Source organism: Haloarcula sp. CBA1115, assembly GCF_000827835.1.
Taxonomy (GTDB): Archaea; Halobacteriota; Halobacteria; order Halobacteriales; family Haloarculaceae; genus Haloarcula; species Haloarcula hispanica.
In genome coordinates this window covers 1,433,699-1,454,711 of sequence record NZ_CP010529.1, presented here as the reverse complement: position 1 = coordinate 1,454,711, position 21,013 = coordinate 1,433,699, and the positions used below count along the sequence as shown (strand labels likewise).

Here is a 21,013-nt window from a genome sequence, read left to right as displayed (position 1 = left end):
TGCTACCATGAGTCTCGATACCGTGTTCGGGCAGGTGCCGGACCCGCAGTCGTACTCCTTCCCGGATTACTCGCTCCCGCAGGGCGACCCCGTCAAACCCATCGCGCTGACCGACGACGAACTGGCGGCGTTGCTTGACCTGTACGACGCGTTCAGCGCTGTGGACCCGACGGGCATGGACTCGAACCCCTTCCTGCGGGCCACCAGCGAGTTCCTCCAGCAGACGCTCGGTGCGCCGCTCACCCGGCCTGACGAGCAACTGAACGACGATATCGCTGCCTTGCTCAACGACTTTTCGGACGACCTGGGCGGGCAGTCGATGGGCGTCGTCGACGCGACGCCGGCCCACCACCGGACGCTGTACTTCTTCCTGACAAGTTGCAAAGCGTACCACATGGCTCCGCACCTGCAGTTCGACCCCGACCCGGCCGCCGTCGAGACGCTGTATGCCGTGTACGAACGCGTCACCGAGCAGGCGTTCTACCTCAAGCGGCCGAAAAGCGTTCTCGAGTGACTGCCAGCGTACGCCCGGCGGACGCTCCGGTCCGTTTATCGGGGAGCGAAGTAAACTGCCGCCAATGACAACCGATCAGCCCGAGATTCCGGTCGTATGCGAGGAGTGCGGGACGCGGACATCGGTCGCGTTCGAGGACGTCGAGGACGCCGTCGCGCGCCACAACGAGCAGCTCCACGACGGTGAGCCAGTCGCCGAAGTCGACCCCGACGTACTGGAGGAACTCGCCGACCGACTCGCGAAGGACATCGGCCTGCTGGAGTAGTCAGTCGTCCGGCGTCACTCGTCCAGCGGCAGCCGCTCGTAGGCCTCACGGTCAGCGCCGGCGGCGAGCGCCCGCGGCCGCAGCCGGCAGACGTTCTTGACGGTTCGTGGGCCGAGCACGCGGGGCGAGACGAACCGCGGTCGCCCCGGCTCAGTTCCGGGGCCGTCGCCCAGCGCGAGCACCGCGCCGTTGAGGTCGGCGAGCGGGATACACGCCAGGTCGCCGTTCGCCGATTCGAACTGGACGTGGGTCGTGTCGCCGGGCATCGCCGCCGCATCTAACAGCTCGAACACATCGATGCCGGTGTACTCCCGTTCGATCCGGTCGCCGGAGGCACACTCGAACGCGACTGGGCCGCGGACGACATCGAAGGGGAGCGTTTCGGGTGCAACGTCCCAGGGGAGCAATACCGGGTCAGCCCCGTCGATGCGGACCGTCGGCCGTCCCCCCGCAGTTTGCGCCATACGTATCCTTTCCCCCTGAGACCCTTCAGCGGTTCGGGACGGCCGTGATTCGCCACACACATTCCGACTCTCACTCCCGGGAGTGGAGCGAGTACGCGATAAAGAGGACGCCGACGAACTGGAAGGCGCGAGTGACGAGTGTCAGCGGTTGCTGGAACTGGCTGTCGAGCAGGCCCTGGCGAAGGAGGACCGACCCGGTGAACGCGACGACGAAGGCCACCGCCGTGAGGCAGAACAGCCCGACTGAGAGGTACTGCATCGCGCGGCTGTTGTGCCGGCGATACCCCCGGTAGGCCTGGTAGCCGACGTATCCACCCAGTACTGTCGAGCCGAACGCCAGGGCGGTGATGAGCCAGTCCATCAGCGTCTCGATGGCGACCATATCAGAGATTCTCCCACATTTTTGTGAATCGGTCCGCGGTGTCCTGTTCATCCTGTCCCGGGAACGCCGGCGGTTCGGTCCGCTCGATCTCGGTTTCGAAGTCACCGTCAGCAAGCGCCAGCGAGAACTCCGAGAGCGTGGCAGCGAACACGCTGTAGTCGTTGCCGCCCGTTTCTATCTGGGTCTGTTCCTCTATGAGGCCGTACTCCTGAAGCCACTCGACCCGTCTGTACACGGTCGGTTGTGACATCTCACACTGGTCGGCGAGCTGTTTCGCGGACATGGGTTTGACACTCGTTGCTGCGAGGATGTCCCGGGCGTACTCGTCACTGAGCAGGTCGAGGATGTCGCCCACGGCCGGGTCCTCACTCACGTACTGGACCAACGTCCCGTCCCCGAATAAAAGGTCCCGTCAGTTTCCGAGTCAGAAGTCAGCCGCGTCGGAGAAGGGCGCAGTGTCAGCGGAGACCGGTGGGGTCAGGGCACCGCCCTTGGGCGAAGGTGGGGCGAGGTAGGGGACCAGTTCGCGGGCGGCCTGGCCCACATTCCCCCCAGGGTGGCGGCCCTGGGGAACCATAGGGCAGTATGGTGGACAGACAGCGGCTATTGCCGGAGGGCGCTGGTGGCACGGTGTTGTCAGGGCCGCTGCACTCGAATTGAGGAGCGGTTCCATAATATAACGTGCAGTCGAACTTCTGGCCCAGAAAACGGCGGCTTGATATGCCAGCGAGGGTGCTCACTCGCCGCCGGGACAGCCGATTGACTGGCCGACCGTGACGAGTCGGTCCGCGGACACGCCCTCACCGCGAACGGTGTATCGGTAGCGCTCACAGCTCCACGAAACTGAGGTTGTCAGTCCGTAGCTGACCTGTGCCGGTTGCCCGTCGATTGTCACCGCTCCGCTGGCGCTGTCCCTGTTAGCGGGCCGGTCGTATTTGCCGACAGTGATGAGACTGGTCCGGTTCATGTAGCGGAGGCCGACGCTGTGGATCCGCCCCCGCGTCTGCGTCGCGTAGGTCAGTTCGTACCCCGGCGGGATGTCGGGCTCCGGAACCTGGATCTCGGTGTCGGCTTCGAGCGCACCGACCGACTCGTAGGTCTGTCTTTCGGGCGTCTCTGGGACAGTGACAGTCGTGTTGTCGGGGAAGTTGGGGGTAAACACGTCCTCGGACACACCGGTGTCGTAGGTGACGCTCGTGTGCGTCGTCGTCACGACTGTTCGCTCACCGTCGGCTGTCCACGCAGTGCGCTTTTTCACCGGGAAGAACTGCTCTGTGTCCACCCAGACCGTCTGCTCGTAGGCCGCTGTGTCGTCTTTCGGTGCCACATGAATGACGTAGGCGTCACGCCCGTCGATTGATTCAGTACCGCGATAACTGACGCTCATCGAGCCAGCAGAGACGGTCGGCCGCTGCTCGCCGCGGGGAACGACGGGCAACGGCTCAACCGACGGTGAGTCGGTCGTCGTGTCGGTTGTCGTCTCCATGTTGAGATTCGCAAACAGACGCTGCAGCCGCTCACCCTGGTCTGAATCGGTTCTGCTGAGAGAGATGCGTGTCGCCTTCGCGCGGCGCTGGTCGTACAGCCACAGCATCGACCCGTTCGACACTCGGCGGTCGTATCGCTCGACGGTGCTGTTGACGACCACCAGCCGTTTCTTCTGGGTCCCCGGCCGGAGCGCGGCGTCGTAGGTCGTCCGGCTCGCAACTGTCCCGTTCCGGGTGATCGTCGTCGTCTGTGTCGCGTTCACACCGTCTATCGACTGGTAGCGTTGTTGCACGTCCGCGTCGATCTGGGGCTGATCAGCGGTTCCGGTACTCGCGAACGCAAGCGACCAGATCGCAACAGCCAGTACACCAACGACGACGACCGTCGCGACGGTGAGGACCAGTCGTTCCGATGTGAGGTGTCGAGTGGCCATATATCAGGTTACCGGGTGTGGGGAACTGCCCGACTGCGTTCGGTCTGTCTGAACGACAATATTATGTAGCACATAACTGGCAGCGCAGGTAAAACCTCCTATCTGATGGTACCGGAACGCTGACTGCTGTGTCGTCCGGGAAGTCGGGGGCAAACTCGTCATGGGGAACTCCGGTGTCGTACGTGACGTTCGCATACCTCGTCGTCACGACTGTGTGCTTCTCGTCTGCCGTCCAGGCAGTCCGCTGCTTGGCCGGGAAAAACCGCTGTGTGTCGACCCAGACGGTTTGCTCGTATGCTTTTGTCCCGTTTCTCGGCGTCACATGGACGACGTACGCTTCGCGGCCGTCAACTGGCTCCGTGCCCCGGTAGCTGACGGTCATCCCCTCGGTTGAGTTGACCGGCCGTCGCTCGCCTCGAGGGACAACGGGGAGTGGTTCAACTGACCGGGGGTCCGCTGTCGACTCGTCGAGTTTTGTGAAGAGGCGCTGTAGCCGCTCACCTCTGTCGGACTCAGTCTCGGAGAGGGGTATTCGTGTTGCCCTTCCACGACTGTCGTTGTACAGCCACAGCGTCGACCCGTCCGAGAGACGCACGTCATTCGCCTGTGACGTACTGTTGACGAGTACGAGCCGTTTCTTCTGGGTCCCCGGTTGGAGCGTCGCGTCGTAGGTTGTTCTGCTCGTAACTGTCCCGTTCTGTGAGACTATCGTCGTCTGGGTCGCGCTGACACCGTCTATCGACTCGTAGCGTTGCTGTACGTCCCTGTCGATCTGGGGTTGGTCGGCGGCGCCGTCACTCGCGAACACGAGCGACCACGTCGCAACAGCCAGCACACCAACGACGACCACTGTCGCAATGGTGGGCACCAGCCGTTCCGATGAGAGATATCGAGTGACCATTTGTGGGGTGCAGGGCAGAGGACCGCCCGACGCTGTGTGCGTAGCCCGAGCGAGAGTGTTACCTATCACATAACCGGCACCTCAAGTAAAACCTCCTGTCTACCGAAGTCAGTAGTCGCCGAGTACGCCGAGTCGTCTGGCCCGACGGGTCGTGTACTGGAACACGACGTACCCCAGCAGGACGTAGCCGACCGGGACGCCGACGAGGAGCCCCAAGTCGATGGCCGAGAACTGCCAGAGTCGGGTCCCGTCGACCATCGCCCGCTGGAGGAGCGCGCTCCCGTGGGCCAGCGGCAGCACCCGCGTCCAGCCGAGTTCGAACACGGGCGCGGAGATGAGGATAATGAACCCGAACTGGAGCAGATTGAGCCAGTTCCCGATGCGCTTGTACAGCACCGCGACGCCGCCGGCAGCGAATCCCAGACCAAGCACCGAGGCGATGGTCAACGACGCGACGACGACGACGGTAAGGACGTTCAACTGGAGCGTCGTCCCGGTAATCGCAAGCATCACCGCCAGCACCACTGTCGAGGTGATGAACGTCCGGACGACTTTCGCGACACCCTTGCAGAACGCGACCGGCGCGAAGCCAAACGGCGTCATGACGTGCCGTTCGAGCGTGCCCCACTGGGCCTCGCTCCCGATGTCGTTCGAGATGGACTGGTACGCGCCGACGGAAAGCGACCACAGGAAGTAGCCGACGATGATGCCCTCGATGGAGTCGGTTATCGCCTGTCCCGCGAGCATCCGGCCGCCGTAGAACAGTAGGCCGAAGAAAAACACCGAGATGACGATACCGCCGACGGCGTTGGCCGGATAGCGGACGAAGATGAGGTACTCGCGGTACAGCACCGCCCGCGCGAGGTCGAGATAGCCCGCCTGCATGGCGGCTCTGACAGCCTGGGCACTGGTCCCATCACTGTCCTCTGTGCGCGTGTCGGCGCTCGCGGTCATCGTCTCGTCTCCGCCACTCTCATCGTTTCTGCCCCGTGATTTCGACGAACACGTCCTCCAGACCCGGTTCGACCGTGCCGACGGTGGCAAGCGTCACATCGTGGTCGCGACACAGCGCAAGCAGGCGGTAGAACCCGTCGCTATCGGTCGCTACCTCGACGCGCCGGCCCCGTTCGACGCTCGTCACGTCGACCACCTCGAAGCGCTCCCGGACGGTCGCAAGCAGGTCGTCGGTGATGTCCGGACTGGTGACGGCGAACGCGTTCGCGGTGAACTGGTCGAGGACGGCCGCCACGCTGTCGTCTGCGATGATCTCTCCCTCGTTCATGATGATGACCCGGTCGCAGACGTCCTCGATGACGTCCATGTCGTGGCTGCTGACGACAGCCGTGAGGTCGCGCTCGTCGACGATGCGGCGCAGTTCCCGACGCAGCGTCAGCGAGCTTTCGACGTCGAGTCCCAGCGTCGGTTCGTCGAGAAACACCAGATCGGACTCGCTGGCCAGCACACTCGCCAGCGACACCTTCTGTTTCATCCCGCGGGAGAGGTCCCGGACCGACTCGTCGGCCTTCTCCAGGAGGTCGAGTTTCTCCAGTAGCCGCTCGTGACGGTCGGCGACGGCATCCGGCTTGACGCCCTTGATGGTCGAGAAATAGCGCAGGTTCTCCCGGACAGTCAGCCGCCAGTAGTCGTTTCGCGCCCCTTCGAGCATCCCGTCGACGTGGCGGTAGGCTGCCCGCGGTTTCTCGCTCATGTCGATACCCTGTATCCGAACACTTCCGGAATCAGGCAACACCAGCCCGAGAATCGATTTTATCGTCGTTGTCTTGCCCGCCCCGTTGGGTCCCAGCAGGCCGACAACGGTGCCTTGCTCGATGCGAAACGACACGTCGTCGACGGCCGTCACCGCGTCTGCACCGCTGCCGAACTGCTTTGACAACCCCTCCACGGCGAGTGCAGGCGTCGCTCCGTCCCGCGGCGCAGCCGACTGCTCGGCGGTCTGCGAGTCCCGCTGGGAAGGGCGCTGGGATGACATTACCCATACTGAGGGCTTCAGAACCAAAAGGTCAGTCACGTCCCGCAGTGGGCCTGCCGCAGATGTCGCTGGCCCGCACTCGGCGACTGGCCTGTCTGCTCAGGCAGGTTCGAGCCCTGTCACCTCGAACCGCGCGCCGCCGGCCTCGCTCTCGGTGGCTGTGACCGTCCACCCGTGAACCTCGGCGATCCGCTGGACGATTTTGAGCCCGAACCCGGTCCCGTTCTCGCCGGTCGAGTAGCCCCCCTCGAACACCTGTTCGCGGTCCTCCGATGGAATGCCCGGCCCGTCGTCGGCGACGTAGAAACCGTGCCGATCCGTGTCTTCGACTGTCCCGACCCGCACAGTTAGGTTCTCCTCGTCGTGTTCCGCGGTGCGGTCGGACGGTGCCTGAGCGCGCGTGGATCCGTGTTCCACGCTGTTCCGGAGGAGGTTCGACACCAGCCGGCGGAGTTTCGCCGTATCAGCCCGGATCTGACGGTCGGCCTCGACGACGAGCGTCGCCCGGTCCCCCTCGACGGTCTGCCAGCACTCCTCGGCGATGTTTGCGAGCGTGACGGATTCGAGGTCGGTCGCCGTTTCGCCGGCGCGTGCGAAGGTGAGGAGGTCGTCTATCAGCGCTCGCATTCGCTCGTGGGCACGCGACACCTCGTCGAGATAGTCGCTGTCGCGTTCTGTTCTGGCCAGTTCCAGATTCCCCTCCGCGACTGTCAGCGGGTTTCGGAGGTCGTGGCTGACGATACTGGTGAACTCGTCGAGGCGCTCGTTCTTTCGCTCCAGTTGCCGTTCGTACGCCCTGCGCTGGGAGATGTCCCGCCCGATACCCACGGTCCCGGCGACCGCTCCATCAGCGTCTGTCAACCGGGTGCCGGCAAACTCGTACGGAATCCGCTCTCCATCGGCAGTCAGAATCTCGGCTTCGAGAGTTACTCGGCCGGTGGTTCGCGTCTCGTCTATCGCTGCTTCGACTGCCCCGTGCTCGTCATCGGGGAAGAAGTCAGCGACAGCCATATCGCCGATTTCGTCGTCGCTGTATCCCGTGACTTCGGGGATGCGCTCGTTCCACCGCCGAAGGCTGCCGTCCGTGCCGATGACGTAGAACAGGTCGTCGAGCGTATCCAGCGCCTGGTCGATGAACTCGCGTTCCTCGCGGAGCTGGCGATCACGGTCGAGACGGTTAAGCGCCGCCGTCGCGTGGACCGAGAGCGTCCGTGCGAGTGTGACGTCCGTGTCGTCGAACGCACTGACCTCGCTCGACCCGATGAGGAGGACGCCGTGGTCCCCGAGCGGAAGGATGAGCTCGCTGCGGATATCCGTCTCCGGGTTGTACCGGTCCGGGCTCGACGTGATATCGTCGTGGACCCGGGCCTCGCCGGTTTCGAAAGCCTGCCACGCGAGCGCTTCTCCGGCTTCGAACACCGGGGGCGTGCCGATGAGTTCCTCGACCTGTTCGGTCCAGGCGACCGGATACAGGCTGTCGCCGTCGGCGAAGTGGACGCCATTGGCTGGCATATTGAGGATGGTTCTGGCGGTGTCCACTGTGACTTGGGCAACCGCATCCTCAGTCGTGGCTCGCATGAACGCCCTGGCGGTGGAGTGTAACTCCTCGATAGCACGCTCGCGTCGCGTGCTCTGTGCGTGTTCGATGTCGTCGGCTGTCCGTTCGACGGCGTCGACGACGGTGTGTGCGAGCCGTGCGTACGGCTCGGCGCCGCCGTCGACCCGGATATATTCGGTGACACCGGCGGAAATCGCGTCGCTGGCGGCTGCTTCGCTCCCCTCGCTGGTGAACAGGACGAACGGCAGGTCCGGCGCTCGCTTGCGGACCGCGTCGAGGAACTCGACGCCGGTTTGCTCCGGCAGGTCGTAGCCGGCGACGACACAGTCGAACGCGTCGCTGTCGAGCCGTTCGATGCCGTCGGCAACGCTCGTCGCTGTCTCGACCGTGATGCCACAGTGCTCCTGTTCCAGAGCGCTCGTGGCCGCTTCGACGACAGCCGGGTCGTCGTCGACGTGGAGAACGCGGATCCGGTCGGTCATTGCCTTCTAGCAGTGACAACTCCCCTATACCCTTTCGGGCGTGAGTATCTCCGTTGAAAATCGGGTGGCGTCTGCTACTCGTCGTCCAGTTCAGCCTGCCACTCCTGTACCTTCGCCATCAGCTCGACCGGCGGCGTCTCGTTGACGTCCAGTTCCGTCAGTTCCGACAGGACGGCCTCGGTTTCCGGGTCGAGCGACGTCGCAGCCGCGTCGCCTGCAGGACTCTCGGCTGCGGACTCGCCGGGCGCGTGTTCGGGATCGCCGTCGGTCGCAACCGGCTTAGTCCCCGAATCGGCCGACGTGCCCGCCGACCCGGCCGTGCCGTCCCTGAACTGCCCCGAATCCAGGTCGAACACGGCCTGCGTCGTCCCACCGTCGTCCCGCTCGCTCCCCCGAATCTCGATGGCCTTGTCGTCGCGCAGGCGGTCGAGCACCTCCTGTGAGCGACCGACGACCGGCTCGGGGACGCCAGCGAGGTCGGCGACGTGGACGCCGTAGGAGCGGTCGGTCGGCCCGTCTCGGACCGTTCGGAGGAACGTCACGTCGCCGTCGCCCTCCGCGGACCGCGGCTCGCCGTCGACCGCGACGTGGACGTTCTCGACAGTCGGCAGTTCCTCGCCCAGCGCCGTCAGTTCGTGGTAGTGGGTCGCAAACAGCGTCTTGGACTGAATGGAATTGACGATGTACTCCGTCGCCGCCCAGGCGATAGAGATGCCGTCGAAGGTAGCGGTTCCGCGACCCACCTCGTCCAGAATCACCAGCGACTCGTCGGTGGCCGAGTGGAGAATATTGGATAGCTCCTGCATCTCGACCATGAACGTCGAGCGGCCCTGTGCGAGTTCGTCCAGCGCGCCGACGCGGGTGAAGATGCCGTCCACCAGACCGACTGTCGCCGACCGCGCTGGCACGAAACTGCCCACCTGGGCAAGCAGCGTGATGAGCGCCGCCTGGCGCATGTACGTCGACTTCCCGCTCATGTTCGGCCCGGTGACGATGAGGAACTGTCGGTCGTCGTCCATGTAGAGATCGTTCGGGACGAACTCGGTGGTCTGTTCGACGACCGGATGACGGCCGGCCTCGATGGATAGTTCGTTGCCGTCGACGACCGCCGGCCGGGTCCAGTCGTTCTCGACGGCATGGACCGCCAGTGACGCGAATGCGTCCAGTTCCGCCAGCGTCCGGCCCACGTCCTGCAGTAGCGTCGCGTGCTCAGCCACGCGCGCCCGGAGCCGCTGGAAGTGCTCGTACTCCATGTCGTGGCGGCGCTCCTCCAAGCGCAGCACGTCCCGCTCTTTCTCGTCGAGTTCGGGTGTCGTGTACCGCTTCGAGTTTTTCAGCGTCTTGATGTGCTGGTACTCCTCGGGGACGGCGTCGGTCTCGCTCTTGCCGACCTGGATGTAGTAGCCGTCGGTCTTGTTCCGGTCGACAGAGAGGTGGGTGATGCCGGTCCGCTCCTTCTCGCGGTCCGGCAGCGTCTCCAGCCACTCCAGAGCGGCCTCGTGCTCGTCGATAATCTCGTCGAGGTCGTCGTCGTACCCCCGTTTGAACAGTCCGCCCTGCCGGATCGTTCCCGGCGGGTCAGCGACCAGTGCGCTGTCGAGGTCCGCGGCCAGCGCGTCGGCCGCCTCGCGGTCGGCCCCGTCGAGCGCGTCGGCGAGCGGCGACTCGGCCAGCCGCTCGGTCTCGGTGACGGCGTCGGCGACCTGCCCCAGCAGCGCCAGGGTTTCCTGAACTGCTCGCAGGTCCCGCGCGTCGGCGCTCCCCGACGTGGCCCGCGCCGCCAGCCGTTCGAGGTCGTAGGCGTCCGACAGCGTCTCTCGAATCCGCTCGCGGGCCATCGCCGCCTCCGACAGCGCCGCCACGCAGGACTGCCGGCGCTGGAGTTCGGTCCGGTTTCGCCGGGGCCGCTGGAGCCACTGCTGGAGCAGTCGCCCGCCGGCGGCCGTGACCGTGTGGTCGATAGTGTCGAACAGCGACCCCGAACTGTCGCCCTGCATGGTCTCTGTGAGTTCGAGGTTCCGCTGGGTCGTCGCGTCGAGGTCGACGTGGTCGCGCTCGCCGTAGGCCTGCAGCCGCGTGACGGCCGCCAGCGTGCCGACCCCGGTGTCCTCGACGTAGGACAGCACCGCGCCGGCGGCCTGGACCGCCACGCTCTGCTCGCCGATACCGACGCTATCGACCGTCTCGCTCCCGAGCTGCTCGCGGACGGTGTGGCGCGCCCGGCCCGGCTCGAACGACGCCGAGTCGTGCAGCGTCAGCGCCGCGTCCGTCCGCTCGCGCAGGCGGTCCAGAAACGCGTCGTCGTTCCGGAGCTCCGGGCCGGGAAGAATCTCGGCCGGCCCGAACGTGTACAGCTCTGTCAGCGCCTCGCCCGCGTCGGCGTCGTCGAGCTGTGTGACCTGAAACTGGCCCGTGGTCACGTCCGTCGCCGCGATACCGTAGGTGTCACCGCCGTCCCGGCTGGCCTCCCGAACCACCGCGGCGAGGTACTGCGCCGACTCGTCGCCGGTCTCTAGATGCGTTCCGGGCGTAACGACCCGCGTTATTTCGCGAGCGTGGCCGTTCTCGGTCTCGTGCTGGTCGGCGATGGCGACCCGGTAGCCCCGCTCGACCAGCGCGGAGACGTACGGCGTCAGGTCGTCGACCGGAACCCCTGCCATCGGATACGACGAGCCATGCGAGGACTTCTGGCTCACCTTCAGGTCGAGTTCGTCGGCGACGATTTCGGCGTCCTCGTCGAAAAACTCGTAGAAGTCGCCACACTGCATCGCCAGCAGGTCCGCGTCGGTCCCCTCCTTGAGCGTGAGGAACTCCCCGACGATTCCCGTCGCCTCTGTCATACACGTCCGTGTGGCCGTCCCGGGCGTAAGGATTGCGGGTCGGGAGAGCGTGTTCGCGGCCGCCGGGCGTGGCCAGTGAAGGGGCCACAGGCCGTAGGGCCGAGTATGAACGCAGCAGAGACTATCGCGGCCTACTACGCCGCGCTCCGGGCCGGCGAGCCGCTCGGCCCCTTTTTCGCCGATGACGCAGACCGCTCGGTGGTCAAGTTCGGCATCTCTGAACAACTGGTCGGAACCGGCGCTATCGGAACAGGACTACGGGAACAGACCGAGACGACGGCCGACTGGACTGTCGAGAGCCATGCGCTCCGGGTGACAGAACGCGAGGGCTACGCGTGGTTCAGCGACGCCGTCGACCTGTGCTGGACCGACACCGAGGGCACGGTCCGCCACGAGTACGACACGCGCTGGAGCGGGACCCTCGAAGCTACCGGCGAGGCGCGCGAGTGGCAGTTCGTCGGCATGCACGTCAGCACGGCCGACGACCTAGGGGAGTAGGCGGTCGCTAATCGCCGTCAAGCGTGGCGAAGACGAACTCGCTATCGCTCCCGAGGGGGTCCGTCGCAGTGACGGTCTCCGTGTCGGTGAAGCCGGCGTCGGCCAACTGGTCGAGCGTCGCCCGCCGACCCGGTGCCGAGAAGAACATCGACCCGCCCATCCAGCCGCGCCGGACGGTTTCGAACTGGCCGCTCGGCAGTGTCATCAACACGGTACCGCCCGGTCGGAGCACGCGAGCGAACTCACGGTAGACCGTCGGGTGCTGGTCCTGCGGGACGTGGAAGACGGCGTGGTAGGCCGTGACTGCGTCAACGCCGTCGGTCGCAACCGGGAGCGCCGTCATGTCACCCTGCACGAGCCGGCTGTCCGGTACTGTCTCGGCGGCGAGGTTCAGACCCGCACGCGAGAAGTCCAGACCGACGCTGTTCGGCGGGAGGTTCGCAAGCGTCCGCGCGCCGTCACCACAGCCTACGTCGAGAACTGTCGGCGCTCCGGGGAGCCGTTCGAGCAGGTCGTCGAGCAGGGCTGCGTCCGACCCGGTCGGGTCGCGCCGCTCGGCGTAGGTCTCGGAGACACTGTCCCACGCGTGGCGCACCTCGTTGCGGTCCATGTCTACACTATGTGTGCAAGCCGGATAGGCGTTCAGCTACCTCTCCACAGTCACCTCCCTATTTCGACTCCAACACGATATTCCGATGGTGTTCACTGATTCATTGACCAACTGGTATGCAATCTAGGTGAACTTTTATTACTTATCCGCGGGAGGAACGACTCGATGTTTGAAGAAGAATCACAGCCCAAATCTAACCCGAGCCGAAGACAGTTCCTCGGTGGGGTCGGTTCGCTGCTGGCCGCGTCGGCGTTCTCGGTCTCCGTCTCCGACGACGCTGCCGCACAGGTGACAGACGGCGACGACTCGGCCACACAGACTATCTCGTCACCTAACGGGGCAGTAACACTCACTGTCGATGTCAGCGACGGTGTGGCAACATACGAGGTCGCACACGACGGGACGACGCTCATTGGGGAGTCCGAACTGGGCTTCGAGTTCCGGAATCAGGACCCGTTCCGTTCGGGTCTGGCCGTCACCGGGAGCGAGCGAACCGAGGTCGATACGTCCTGGACGCCAGTCTGGGACCGTTACGACGAAATCACCGAGCGGTACACGGAACTCCGGCTGGGGGTCGCGGAGTCGACCGGGGCGGAGCGGTTCGGGACGCTCGTCTTCCGGGTGTTCGACGACGGCGTCGGCTTCCGATTCATCTTCGGGGAGCCCTTCGGCGACCAGTTCGTCGTCACATCCGAGCGGACCGAGTACAATTTCGCCGGGGACTACACCTCGTGGTGGATTCCCAACGACTACAACAACTTCGAGGTGGAGTACGAGGAGACGCCGCTGAGCGAGGTGGCCGGCGAACTCGACGGCACTGGCTTCGACGGCGTCCACACGCCGATGACGATGCGAACCGACGACGGCCGTCACCTCGCCGTCCACGAGGCCGACCTCACGGACTACGCCTCGCTCGCGCTCACGCCATCGGACGCCGGCGACACGACCTTCGAGTCGACGCTCGCACCGCTACCCGACGGGACCAAGGTGTCGGCGTCGGCCCCGCACGTCACCCCATGGCGAACAGTTCAGGTGGGGACCAGCGCCGGCGACCTCGTCGAGTCGAATCTGGTGGTGAACCTCAACGAAGACTACGACGAGGAGGTGTTCACGCAGGGCATCGACTGGATAGAGCCCCAGAAGTTCATCGGCGTCTGGTGGCTGATGATAACCGGCCGCGCCGACTGGGAGTACACCGGGGAGACCTCCGGCAACCACGGCGCACAGACCGGCCGCGCCACGCAGTACATGGACTTCGCCAGCGAGCACGACATCCCCGGCGTCCTCGTCGAGGGCTGGAACGAGGGCTGGTCGAGCTATCCGGGCGATGGCAGCAGTTTCGATTTCTCCACACCGTATCCGGACTTCGATCTGGCGGAAGTGACCGACTACGGCGCGAGCCTCGACCCGCCGACCCAGATGACGATGCACAACGAGACGGCCGGGGACTTCCGGAACTACGAATCACAGCTCGACGAGGCATTTTCGTTGTACGATGACCTCGGAATCCGGACCATCAAGAACGGCTACGTCTCCGACAGCGGTGACCTTGCGGGCGAGCGTTACAGCCACCACAACCAGATACTGGTCAACCACCACACGCTGGTCGCCGAGACGGCGGCGGCCAATCGACAGATGCTCGATATACACGAGCCGATTCACCCGACCGGCCGCCGGCGGACCTACCCGAACCTGATGACCCGCGAGGGGGTCAAAGGCCAGGAGTACGACTCCTTCGGCGACGTGAGCCCCGAACACCACGTCACCTTCCCGTTCACGCGGATGCTGGGCGGGCCGGTCGAGTACACGCCGGGCATCTTCGACATGGACTCGGGGTCGGGCGGCATCGAGACCACGCGCGCCAAGCAACTGGCGATGTACCCGACGTACTTCAGCGGCCTCCAGATGGCCGCCGACCTACCCAGTTCCTATCTGGCCGACCAGCCGCCGACGGCCGCCGTCGGCGAAGTCGCCCAGGCCGAGTGGGGCGACATCGAGGGCTTCTCGACGGCCGCCCGCTGGGCCAACGCTCAGGGCGAGCAGTACGTCGCCATCGACCCCAACAGCGCCGCGCCCGGTGCGACCGTCTCCTGGACCGTCGAGGACGCCGACGAGGGCGAGTACGACGTTCACTTCCGGTACGCCAGCGACGCCGAGGAGAACGCCATCGGCGCGGACACCGACCGGACTGCGTCGGTGCTTGTCAACGGCTCCGCGGCCGGCCAGGTCACGTTCCCGCCCACGGAGTACTGGGACGTCTGGGAGAGCGTCTCGACGACCGTCTCGCTGTCCGGCGACGAGGACGAAATCGCCCTCTCGCTGACCGCCGAGGACACCGGGGGCCTCAACCTCGACGCCGTCGCCGTCACCGACACCGGCGCGCCGATGCCCGACCCCGAGACAGCTCCCATCCGCGGCGAGACCGTCGAGGCGTTCCAGTTTATCGAGGACGTGCCCGCCGCGGGCTGGGACGACACGCGCGTCATCGACGCCGAGATCGGCGATTACATGGTCACGGCACGGCAGAAAGGCGAGGAATGGTATCTCGGCGCGATGACTGACGGGGGCGGCCGCGCCATCGACGTACCCCTGTCGTTCCTCTCGCCCGCTTCGGATAGCAACGGACAGGGGCCGGGGAACGACAACGGCGAGAAGAACGGGACGAACGAAGCCAGCGGCAACGGTACCGGCCCTAACGGCCCGAAGTACGTCGCCGAAATCTATTCCGACGGCATCGACGCGGCCTACGACGAGAACCTGACCGACGTTCGCGTCGACGAGGCCGTCGTCACACCGGGGACGACCCTGCTCGCGTCGATGGTCGGCAGCGGCGGGACGGCTGTCCGCTTCCGGCGCGCAACAGGTCAGGATATCAACGACCTGCCGGCGTACGAGCGGCCAGCACAGGACTTCGACGTCACCATCGGCGACGAGGTGTTCATCCAAGAACCGTTCATCCGGGCCACTGGGCGCAACGACGGGGCGTTCATCGGCGGGACCACGGTGACGCTCCGCGTCGACGGCGAGACTGTCAGGACAGCGAACGTCCGCTTCCCGCCCAACACAAGCGACGCCACCTACGAGTTCGGCTACAGCATCGACGCGGCCGGCGACTACGACGTGTCAGTCGCGCTCCCGGACGGCACGACGCTCGCCAGCGGAACGGTGACGGTCAAGCCGCCGGCGACGGTGGCCGAACTCGCCGACCCGTCCGGCGACGACACCGGTCCAGGTGCGTACACGTATCCGACCAGTGGTGACTTCGAGGACGGCGCGTTCGACCTGGAGTCGCTGACGGTCGAACAGACACCGAGCCTCCATCGCTTCACCTTCAAGGTGGCGACTCTCTACAACGCTTTCGGCAGTAGCCGCGGCTTCTCGCCGCAGTGGTTCGTCCTCTGGCTGCGCGACCCGAGCGCTGACAGCGGGTCGACGACCAGCCTCGACGACCTCGGCGCGACCGTCGACTTCGAGGCCCCGTGGCAGTACCGCATCGAAATCAGCGGCTTCTCAAAGAGCGCGGTCGACGCCAGCGGTGCGACGCTGACCGACGCCGACGGGGACGCGGTCTCCCTCGGCGAGACCGTCGACGTGGACGCGGGGACAGTCACGCTCAGCCTCGACCGCGAGGCCGTCGGCGGCGCGGACGCGGCGGACCTCGAAGTCGTCGCGATGGTGCAGTCGGAGGACCGCGGGTCGCTCCGGCCAGTCGCCGAAGAAGCCGGGGGCTACGTCTTCGGCGGTGCCAAGCCCGGTGCAGTCGAGAACGCACCGCGAATTATGGACCTGACGACACCGGAGAGCGTCAGTCAGGCCGACGCGCTGGCCTACAGTGCCGACTCGCGGGCGACGCTGCCGTTCGTCCCGCTCGATTAATCCTCGGCGAGCGCGTCAATCGCCGCGTCGAGCGTGAACTGCCCCTCGTAGAGCGCGCTGCCGACGACGACGGCGGCGGCCCCGGCCGACCGAAGCGCGAGCACGTCGTCGATGGTTGCCACGCCGCCGCTGGCGACGACGGGGATGTCGACGCTGTCGACCAGTCGGCGAACCGGGTCGGTCCGAACCCCCTCGAGCTGCCCCTCGACATCCACGTCGGTGAAGAGGATGCCGCCGGCCCCGAGGTCGGCGTACCGCTCGGCGGCGTCGGCGGGGTCCAGACCAGTGCCTTCGGTCCATCCGGAGACGACCACCTCGCCGTCCTTCGCGTCGAGGCTCACGAGCACACTACCGGGGTGTTCGTCGCTGATTTCGCGGACGATCTCCGGCGTTTCGACGGCCGCCGTGCCGAGGATGACGCGGTCAAGCCCGCGGTCGAGCAGCGAGACGGCGTCCTCGGCGGTTCGGATGCCGCCGCCGAGTTGCACGTCCACGTCGGCTCCCACCGCGTCGAGGACGGCGTCGATGGCCGCCGCGTTCCGTCGCTCGCCCTCGAACGCGCCGTCGAGGTCGACGAGATGGAGCGTCCGCGCGCCGGCGTCGACCCACCGCTGTGCGGCCTCGACCGGATCGCCGTAGGTTTTTTCGGTGCCGCGTTCGCCGCCGACCAGCTGGACCACCTGTCCGTCCTGCATGTCGACCGCGGGGACGACCTCGAATTCGGGGTACATGGCCGGTGGTCCGGCGGCGGCCGTCGAAAGCGTGTCGGTCCACCGTGTACGGACGGCTGTCTGCACAAATTCACCCCCATCCTTTTACGGCGTGATGGGAAAGGTCCGACATGGTTACTGCTACACTCGTCCTCACACCGCTCGCCCGTCGGCTCGAAGCGATCATGTTCGGGCCGTACGAGCGCGAGTACCAGCTCTTCGAACAGGCCGTGATGGTCGTCGCCGTCGGCCTGGCGCTGGCCTGGGGGCTGGCCGCGTTCGGTGTTCTCCCGCTCGGTGCCGGCACGGTGTCGGTGCTTGCGACCGCCGCCAGTGTCGCCATCTCGGCGTTCGTCGTCGTCGGCTTGCTACAGTTCCTCGTCCTCGCGAACGTCCTCGAACGGACGAACGAGGACGTCGCCACGAAGGCCGCTGAACTCGAAGAGGCCGCCGAGCAACTGGAAACGACAGCCGAGGAACTGGAGACGACCGCCGACGAGGTCGAAAACGCGGCCGAGACTGTCGACGAGGCCGCCGAAGATGTCGAACAGACCGCGGACGAAGTCGAGCAGACGGCCGGCGAGGTCGAGCAGACAGCGGACGAAGTGGAGGAGACCGTCGACGAGGTCGAGGAGACCGCGGACGAAGTCGAGCGGACGGCCGACGAAGTCGAACAGACTGCGACCGAGACCGGCGACGAGGACGCCGCCGAGAAGGTGACCGAGGTCAAGGACAAGACGACCCAAGTCAAGGACAAGACGACCGAAGTGAAAGACAAGACGACCCAAGTCAAGGACAAGGCGACGGAAGCGAAAGACAGGACGACCGAAGTGAAAGACAAGACCACGGAGGTCAAAGACAAGACCAGCGATGCGAAGCAGACCGCCGAATCGGTCACCGACGAGGTCGAAGCGGCCAAGGAAACGGCGAACGAAGTCGAGGAGACCGCGGCGGAGGTCGAGGAGACGATGCCGGCCGACGACGAGCACCTCGCTGACGAGGGTGGCAAGTCTGACACCGACGACGGTGGCTCGGACGAGCGGTCGTCGTAGCGGCGGTCGCCGTCGCTTGGCACATTACCCGTTCGGTACGTTTTAACCCAGTGAGGGACTGGCACCTGTATGGTCGAAGTTCTCTTTGCCCTCGGTGTTCTGGTGGCTATCTTCGTCGGGTTCAATATCGGGGGCTCTTCGACGGGTGTCGCGTTCGGGCCTGCAGTCGGGTCAGATACGCTTTCGAAACTGTCCGCGGCGGCCCTGATGACCATCTTCGCGCTGGCTGGGGGACTCATCGTCGGCCCGGAAGTCGTCGAAAGCCTCGGGAGTGACCTCGTCGAGACCGCCTTCTCCCCGCTCATCAGCATCGTCGTGCTGTTTTTCATCGGTGTCGCGCTGTTTCTCTCGAACGTGGTCGGCGTCCCGGCGTCGACCTCGATGACGGCTGTCGGCGCTATCGCCGGTCTCGGCCTCGCTCGCGGGACGCTAAACGCCGCCCTGATGCTCGAAATCGTCTCGTGGTGGCTCGTCTCCCCGATCATCGCCTTCTGGGTCAGCGGGGTCATCGGCCGGTACTTCTACCCGCGCCTCGTCGAGTGGTTCGCTGTCTCCCAGAGCGAGGGGTCGCTACTGGATTTCGACCGGTCCGGTTCGATTCCACGGCCGTCACTTGGGGAGAACACGACACCGCGTGAGTTCGTCGGGACCGTCGTCGTCATCGGTATCGGCTGTTACATGGCCTTCTCGGCGGGCGCGTCGAACGTCGCCAACGCCGTCGCCCCCTCGTGGGGAACGGCTCGCTAGATATGTACCCGGCTATCCTGCTCGGCGGTGGCGCTATCGGCCTCGGTGCCTTTACCATCGCCCGTCGAACGATGGACACGGTCGGCAACGACCTGACCGACCTCCCGCTGGTCGCCGCCATCGTGGTTGCGGCAGTTGCCTCCACCATCGTCACCTTCCTCTCCGCGCTGGGTATTCCGGCGAGTTTCGTCATCATCGCCACGATGAGCATCGTCGGGCTCGGCTGGGGCCGTGCAACGCGAACGACGAGCCTCTCCGACACTGTGCAGGGTGAGACGCCCGTCGCGTCTGTCGGTGCGCTGACCACCGACGCGGAAGCCGCGGATGCGCCGACTGTCGGCGGGAAAAAGGGGACGCCGAAGCCGGCCGAGACCGAACCCATCGGCGAGGAATCGCGGGAGGACATCCCGTCGGCGTCGGACCTGTTCGAACCCGGGACCACCGCCAGAGTGATTTTCCTTCAGAACATCGTCCCCTCGATCGCGACGCTCGCGGCGTATCTGGTATTCAAGTTTTTGCCGATTGCCTGAGCGGTGATCGGTCCCGAACAGCTGTCGTCGGTTTCCGACGAATCCCCGCGTTGTCCCTCATTATTTTGCACGGCCTAAAACCGAAGGGCAAAGTCTAACAGGGCGGGGTTCGAACCAATCAGGTGATGCCCACGGTAGAGTACCTTAACTACGAAGTAGTGGACGATAACGGCTGGGACATGTACGACGACGACGTCTTCGCAGAGGCGTCAGATATGGACCTCGACGGTGAGGACTACGGGTCCCTCGAGGTGAACGAAGGCGAGTACATCCTGGAAGCCGCCGAGGCGCAGGGCTACGACTGGCCCTTCTCGTGTCGCGCCGGTGCCTGTGCGAACTGTGCCGCCATCGTTCTCGAAGGCGACATCGACATGGACATGCAGCAGATCCTCAGCGACGAGGAAGTCGAAGACAAAAACGTTCGCCTGACCTGTATCGGCAGCCCGGACGCCGACGAGGTCAAGATCGTCTACAACGCCAAGCACCTCGACTACCTGCAGAACCGCGTCATCTAACGCGGCTCCTGCAGCGCACTACACTTTCTTCTTCCAGCAGCGACTGCCTTCGACAGCCGTCGTATCGGAACCATTAGGGGTACCCCTGTATTGCGTACAGCCGTGCTTGGGTCGATACCGGACCTGCTTCGGCTGGTCGCCGTCCCGGTGTTCGGGTGGGCGGCCTACCGCGACGTGAAAACCCGCCGGGTGCCCAACCGGACCTGGACCCCGCTTGCCGTGCTGGCGGTCGTGCTCCTGCTGTGGGACGCCTACACCGTCTGGGCCGGCCCGACAGCGGTCGGCCAGCGGCTGTTCTTCATCAGAGTCGCGATCAGTCTCGGCTTCGTCGTTCCGCTGTCGTACGGTTTCTGGCTCATCGGCGGGTTCGGCGGGGCCGACGCGAAGGCGTTCATGCTCGTCGCCGTCCTCTTTCCCGTCTATCCGGTGTACTACCTGCCAATGCCAAGCGTCGCGCTCCCGCTCCAGCAGAGCGCTATCGGCGTGTTCTCGCTGACGATCCTCTCGAACACTGTGCTTGCTGGCATCGTCTACCCGCTTGCCGTCGCTGCCGGGAACCTCGCCCGTGGTCGTTTTTCGCTGGCGATGTTCATCGGGCGGCCCGTCGCCGCCGCCAACGTCACCGAGGAGTACGGCCGCCTGCTCGAATCCCCCGACGGCTTCGACCGCGGCGGCCTCGACCTCGACGCCCTCCGGATGTACCTCCAGTGGCGCGGCTGCTCGCTTGCTGACATCCGTGCCGATCCCGAGCAGCATCGGCTGCCGACCTCCATCCCGGCGGTCCCGAACGACCCCGGCGACGGCTCGCTGGCGACCGACGGCGGCGACCCGGTGGCCGACGACGTGGACGAGCCGGCAAACCGTGACGCCGGGGCCGATGAGACCGACCGTCCCGACCACATCGACGATCCGTGGGGTGCAGAGCAGTTCTTAGACGACATCGACCACTCCGCCTACGGCACGTCGCCGGCCCAGCTCCGTGACGGACTGGACGTGCTCGCCGAACAGGACGAGGTGTGGATTTCGCCCGGGATTCCGTTCCTCGTCCCGATGTTCGCCGGGCTTGTCGTCTCGCTCACCTACGGCGACGTGCTGTTCTCGCTGTTGCAGGCTGTTGGGCTCGCGTGACCCCCGGTAGCAGAAGACCTATTTTTCGGA

The 21,013-nt window shown here is 65.5% G+C and carries 18 protein-coding genes and 1 pseudogene; 8 read left to right on the top strand and 11 right to left on the bottom strand.

From position 1 onward, the window contains the following. The first annotated feature begins 7 nt into the window (after nt 1–7). Both SG26_RS07220 and SG26_RS07215 read left to right on the top strand, forming a co-directional pair. A complete protein-coding gene (locus tag SG26_RS07220) occupies nt 8–514 on the top strand; it encodes a hypothetical protein (protein WP_050037214.1) in 507 nt (168 codons plus the stop codon). A 64-nt stretch (nt 515–578) separates the two neighbouring features. Then, nucleotides 579–779, top strand: a complete 201-nt coding sequence (locus SG26_RS07215) for a hypothetical protein (protein ID WP_050037213.1) — start codon at nt 579–581, stop codon at nt 777–779. A 14-nt stretch (nt 780–793) separates the two neighbouring features. On the opposite strand, the gene SG26_RS07210 is transcribed toward SG26_RS07215, so the two are convergent. The 9 genes from SG26_RS07210 to mutS all read right to left on the bottom strand — a co-directional run bounded on the left by SG26_RS07210 (nt 794) and on the right by mutS (nt 11,317). Next, a complete protein-coding gene (locus SG26_RS07210) occupies nt 794–1,243 on the bottom strand; it encodes a hypothetical protein (protein WP_050037212.1) in 450 nt (149 codons plus the stop codon). 70 nt (nt 1,244–1,313) lie between these two features. Next, nucleotides 1,314–1,625: a hypothetical protein gene (locus SG26_RS07205; protein ID WP_050037211.1), complete on the bottom strand. Its 312-nt coding sequence runs from the start codon at nt 1,623–1,625 to the stop codon at nt 1,314–1,316. A gap of 1 nt (nt 1,626) precedes the next feature. Next, complete coding sequence (locus tag SG26_RS07200; RefSeq protein ID WP_044952077.1) at nt 1,627–1,998, bottom strand: helix-turn-helix domain-containing protein; 372 nt, start codon at nt 1,996–1,998, stop codon at nt 1,627–1,629. A gap of 363 nt (nt 1,999–2,361) precedes the next feature. Continuing rightward, the gene (locus SG26_RS07195; RefSeq protein WP_050037210.1) at nt 2,362–3,546 is read right to left on the bottom strand and encodes an outer membrane lipoprotein carrier protein LolA; all 1,185 of its coding nucleotides are present in this window, start codon (nt 3,544–3,546) and stop codon (nt 2,362–2,364) included. Between the two features lie 61 nt (nt 3,547–3,607). Further along, complete coding sequence (locus tag SG26_RS07190) at nt 3,608–4,414, bottom strand: outer membrane lipoprotein carrier protein LolA (protein WP_228841575.1); 807 nt, start codon at nt 4,412–4,414, stop codon at nt 3,608–3,610. 141 nt (nt 4,415–4,555) lie between these two features. Further along, nucleotides 4,556–5,401, bottom strand: coding sequence for an ABC transporter permease (locus SG26_RS07185; RefSeq protein WP_014041581.1), 846 nt, complete (start codon nt 5,399–5,401; stop codon nt 4,556–4,558). 19 nt (nt 5,402–5,420) lie between these two features. Then, nucleotides 5,421–6,437 carry an ABC transporter ATP-binding protein gene (locus SG26_RS07180; protein ID WP_050037208.1) on the bottom strand — a complete coding sequence of 339 codons (1,017 nt, stop codon included), beginning with the start codon at nt 6,435–6,437 and terminating at the stop codon, nt 5,421–5,423. 99 nt (nt 6,438–6,536) lie between these two features. Further along, nucleotides 6,537–8,477: an ATP-binding protein gene (locus SG26_RS07175; protein WP_050037207.1), complete on the bottom strand. Its 1,941-nt coding sequence runs from the start codon at nt 8,475–8,477 to the stop codon at nt 6,537–6,539. Nucleotides 8,478–8,551: 74 nt separating this feature from the next. Then, a complete protein-coding gene (gene mutS, locus SG26_RS07170) occupies nt 8,552–11,317 on the bottom strand; it encodes a DNA mismatch repair protein MutS (protein WP_050037206.1) in 2,766 nt (921 codons plus the stop codon). Between the two features lie 105 nt (nt 11,318–11,422). Here mutS and SG26_RS07165 point away from each other — a divergent pair, with 105 nt between their 5' ends. Then, nucleotides 11,423–11,815: a nuclear transport factor 2 family protein gene (locus SG26_RS07165; protein ID WP_014041577.1), complete on the top strand. Its 393-nt coding sequence runs from the start codon at nt 11,423–11,425 to the stop codon at nt 11,813–11,815. 7 nt (nt 11,816–11,822) lie between these two features. Here SG26_RS07165 and SG26_RS07160 read toward each other — a convergent pair whose 3' ends face one another. Next, entirely contained in the window at nt 11,823–12,425 is a 603-nt protein-coding gene (locus SG26_RS07160) for a class I SAM-dependent methyltransferase (RefSeq protein WP_014041576.1), read from the bottom strand. Between the two features lie 165 nt (nt 12,426–12,590). On the opposite strand from SG26_RS07160, the gene SG26_RS07155 reads away from it, so the two are divergent. Beyond that, nucleotides 12,591–16,301: a glycoside hydrolase family 97 catalytic domain-containing protein gene (locus SG26_RS07155; RefSeq protein WP_050037205.1), complete on the top strand. Its 3,711-nt coding sequence runs from the start codon at nt 12,591–12,593 to the stop codon at nt 16,299–16,301. Here SG26_RS07155 and hisA read toward each other — a convergent pair. After that, nucleotides 16,298–17,032, bottom strand: coding sequence for a 1-(5-phosphoribosyl)-5-[(5-phosphoribosylamino)methylideneamino]imidazole-4-carboxamide isomerase (hisA, locus tag SG26_RS07150; protein ID WP_014041574.1), 735 nt, complete (start codon nt 17,030–17,032; stop codon nt 16,298–16,300). The two genes, SG26_RS07155 and hisA, sit on opposite strands and share 4 nt — an antisense overlap. Before the next feature lie 110 nt (nt 17,033–17,142). Here hisA and SG26_RS07145 point away from each other — a divergent pair, with 110 nt between their 5' ends. The 4 genes and pseudogenes from SG26_RS07145 to SG26_RS07130 all read left to right on the top strand — a co-directional run bounded on the left by SG26_RS07145 (nt 17,143) and on the right by SG26_RS07130 (nt 20,983). Beyond that, nucleotides 17,143–18,063: a hypothetical protein gene (locus SG26_RS07145; RefSeq protein WP_050037204.1), complete on the top strand. Its 921-nt coding sequence runs from the start codon at nt 17,143–17,145 to the stop codon at nt 18,061–18,063. Nucleotides 18,064–18,132: 69 nt separating this feature from the next. Then, a pseudogene (locus SG26_RS07140) lies at nt 18,133–19,340 on the top strand (inorganic phosphate transporter). A gap of 125 nt (nt 19,341–19,465) precedes the next feature. Beyond that, nucleotides 19,466–19,855: a ferredoxin Fer1 gene (gene fer1, locus SG26_RS07135; protein WP_004590522.1), complete on the top strand. Its 390-nt coding sequence runs from the start codon at nt 19,466–19,468 to the stop codon at nt 19,853–19,855. Nucleotides 19,856–19,957: 102 nt separating this feature from the next. Beyond that, complete coding sequence (locus SG26_RS07130; protein ID WP_050037203.1) at nt 19,958–20,983, top strand: A24 family peptidase; 1,026 nt, start codon at nt 19,958–19,960, stop codon at nt 20,981–20,983. Nucleotides 20,984–21,013: the final 30 nt, after the last annotated feature.

Excerpts from the sequence above, each read along its gene's own strand:
- SG26_RS07175 (WP_050037207.1), bottom strand. The coding sequence starts at position 8,477 with ATGACCGACCGGATCCGCGTTCTCCACGTCGACGACGACCCGGCTGTC.
- SG26_RS07160 (WP_014041576.1), bottom strand. The coding sequence starts at position 12,425 with ATGGACCGCAACGAGGTGCGCCACGCGTGGGACAGTGTCTCCGAGACC.
- SG26_RS07155 (WP_050037205.1), top strand. The coding sequence starts at position 12,591 with ATGTTTGAAGAAGAATCACAGCCCAAATCTAACCCGAGCCGAAGACAG.
- SG26_RS07205 (WP_050037211.1), bottom strand. The coding sequence starts at position 1,625 with ATGGTCGCCATCGAGACGCTGATGGACTGGCTCATCACCGCCCTGGCG.
- SG26_RS07185 (WP_014041581.1), bottom strand. The coding sequence starts at position 5,401 with ATGACCGCGAGCGCCGACACGCGCACAGAGGACAGTGATGGGACCAGT.
- SG26_RS07180 (WP_050037208.1), bottom strand. The coding sequence starts at position 6,437 with ATGTCATCCCAGCGCCCTTCCCAGCGGGACTCGCAGACCGCCGAGCAG.
- SG26_RS07165 (WP_014041577.1), top strand. The coding sequence starts at position 11,423 with ATGAACGCAGCAGAGACTATCGCGGCCTACTACGCCGCGCTCCGGGCC.
- SG26_RS07220 (WP_050037214.1), top strand. The coding sequence starts at position 8 with ATGAGTCTCGATACCGTGTTCGGGCAGGTGCCGGACCCGCAGTCGTAC.
- SG26_RS07195 (WP_050037210.1), bottom strand. The coding sequence starts at position 3,546 with ATGGCCACTCGACACCTCACATCGGAACGACTGGTCCTCACCGTCGCG.
- hisA (WP_014041574.1), bottom strand. The coding sequence starts at position 17,032 with ATGTACCCCGAATTCGAGGTCGTCCCCGCGGTCGACATGCAGGACGGA.
- SG26_RS07145 (WP_050037204.1), top strand. The coding sequence starts at position 17,143 with ATGGTTACTGCTACACTCGTCCTCACACCGCTCGCCCGTCGGCTCGAA.
- SG26_RS07215 (WP_050037213.1), top strand. The coding sequence starts at position 579 with ATGACAACCGATCAGCCCGAGATTCCGGTCGTATGCGAGGAGTGCGGG.
- fer1 (WP_004590522.1), top strand. The coding sequence starts at position 19,466 with ATGCCCACGGTAGAGTACCTTAACTACGAAGTAGTGGACGATAACGGC.
- SG26_RS07210 (WP_050037212.1), bottom strand. The coding sequence starts at position 1,243 with ATGGCGCAAACTGCGGGGGGACGGCCGACGGTCCGCATCGACGGGGCT.
- mutS (WP_050037206.1), bottom strand. The coding sequence starts at position 11,317 with ATGACAGAGGCGACGGGAATCGTCGGGGAGTTCCTCACGCTCAAGGAG.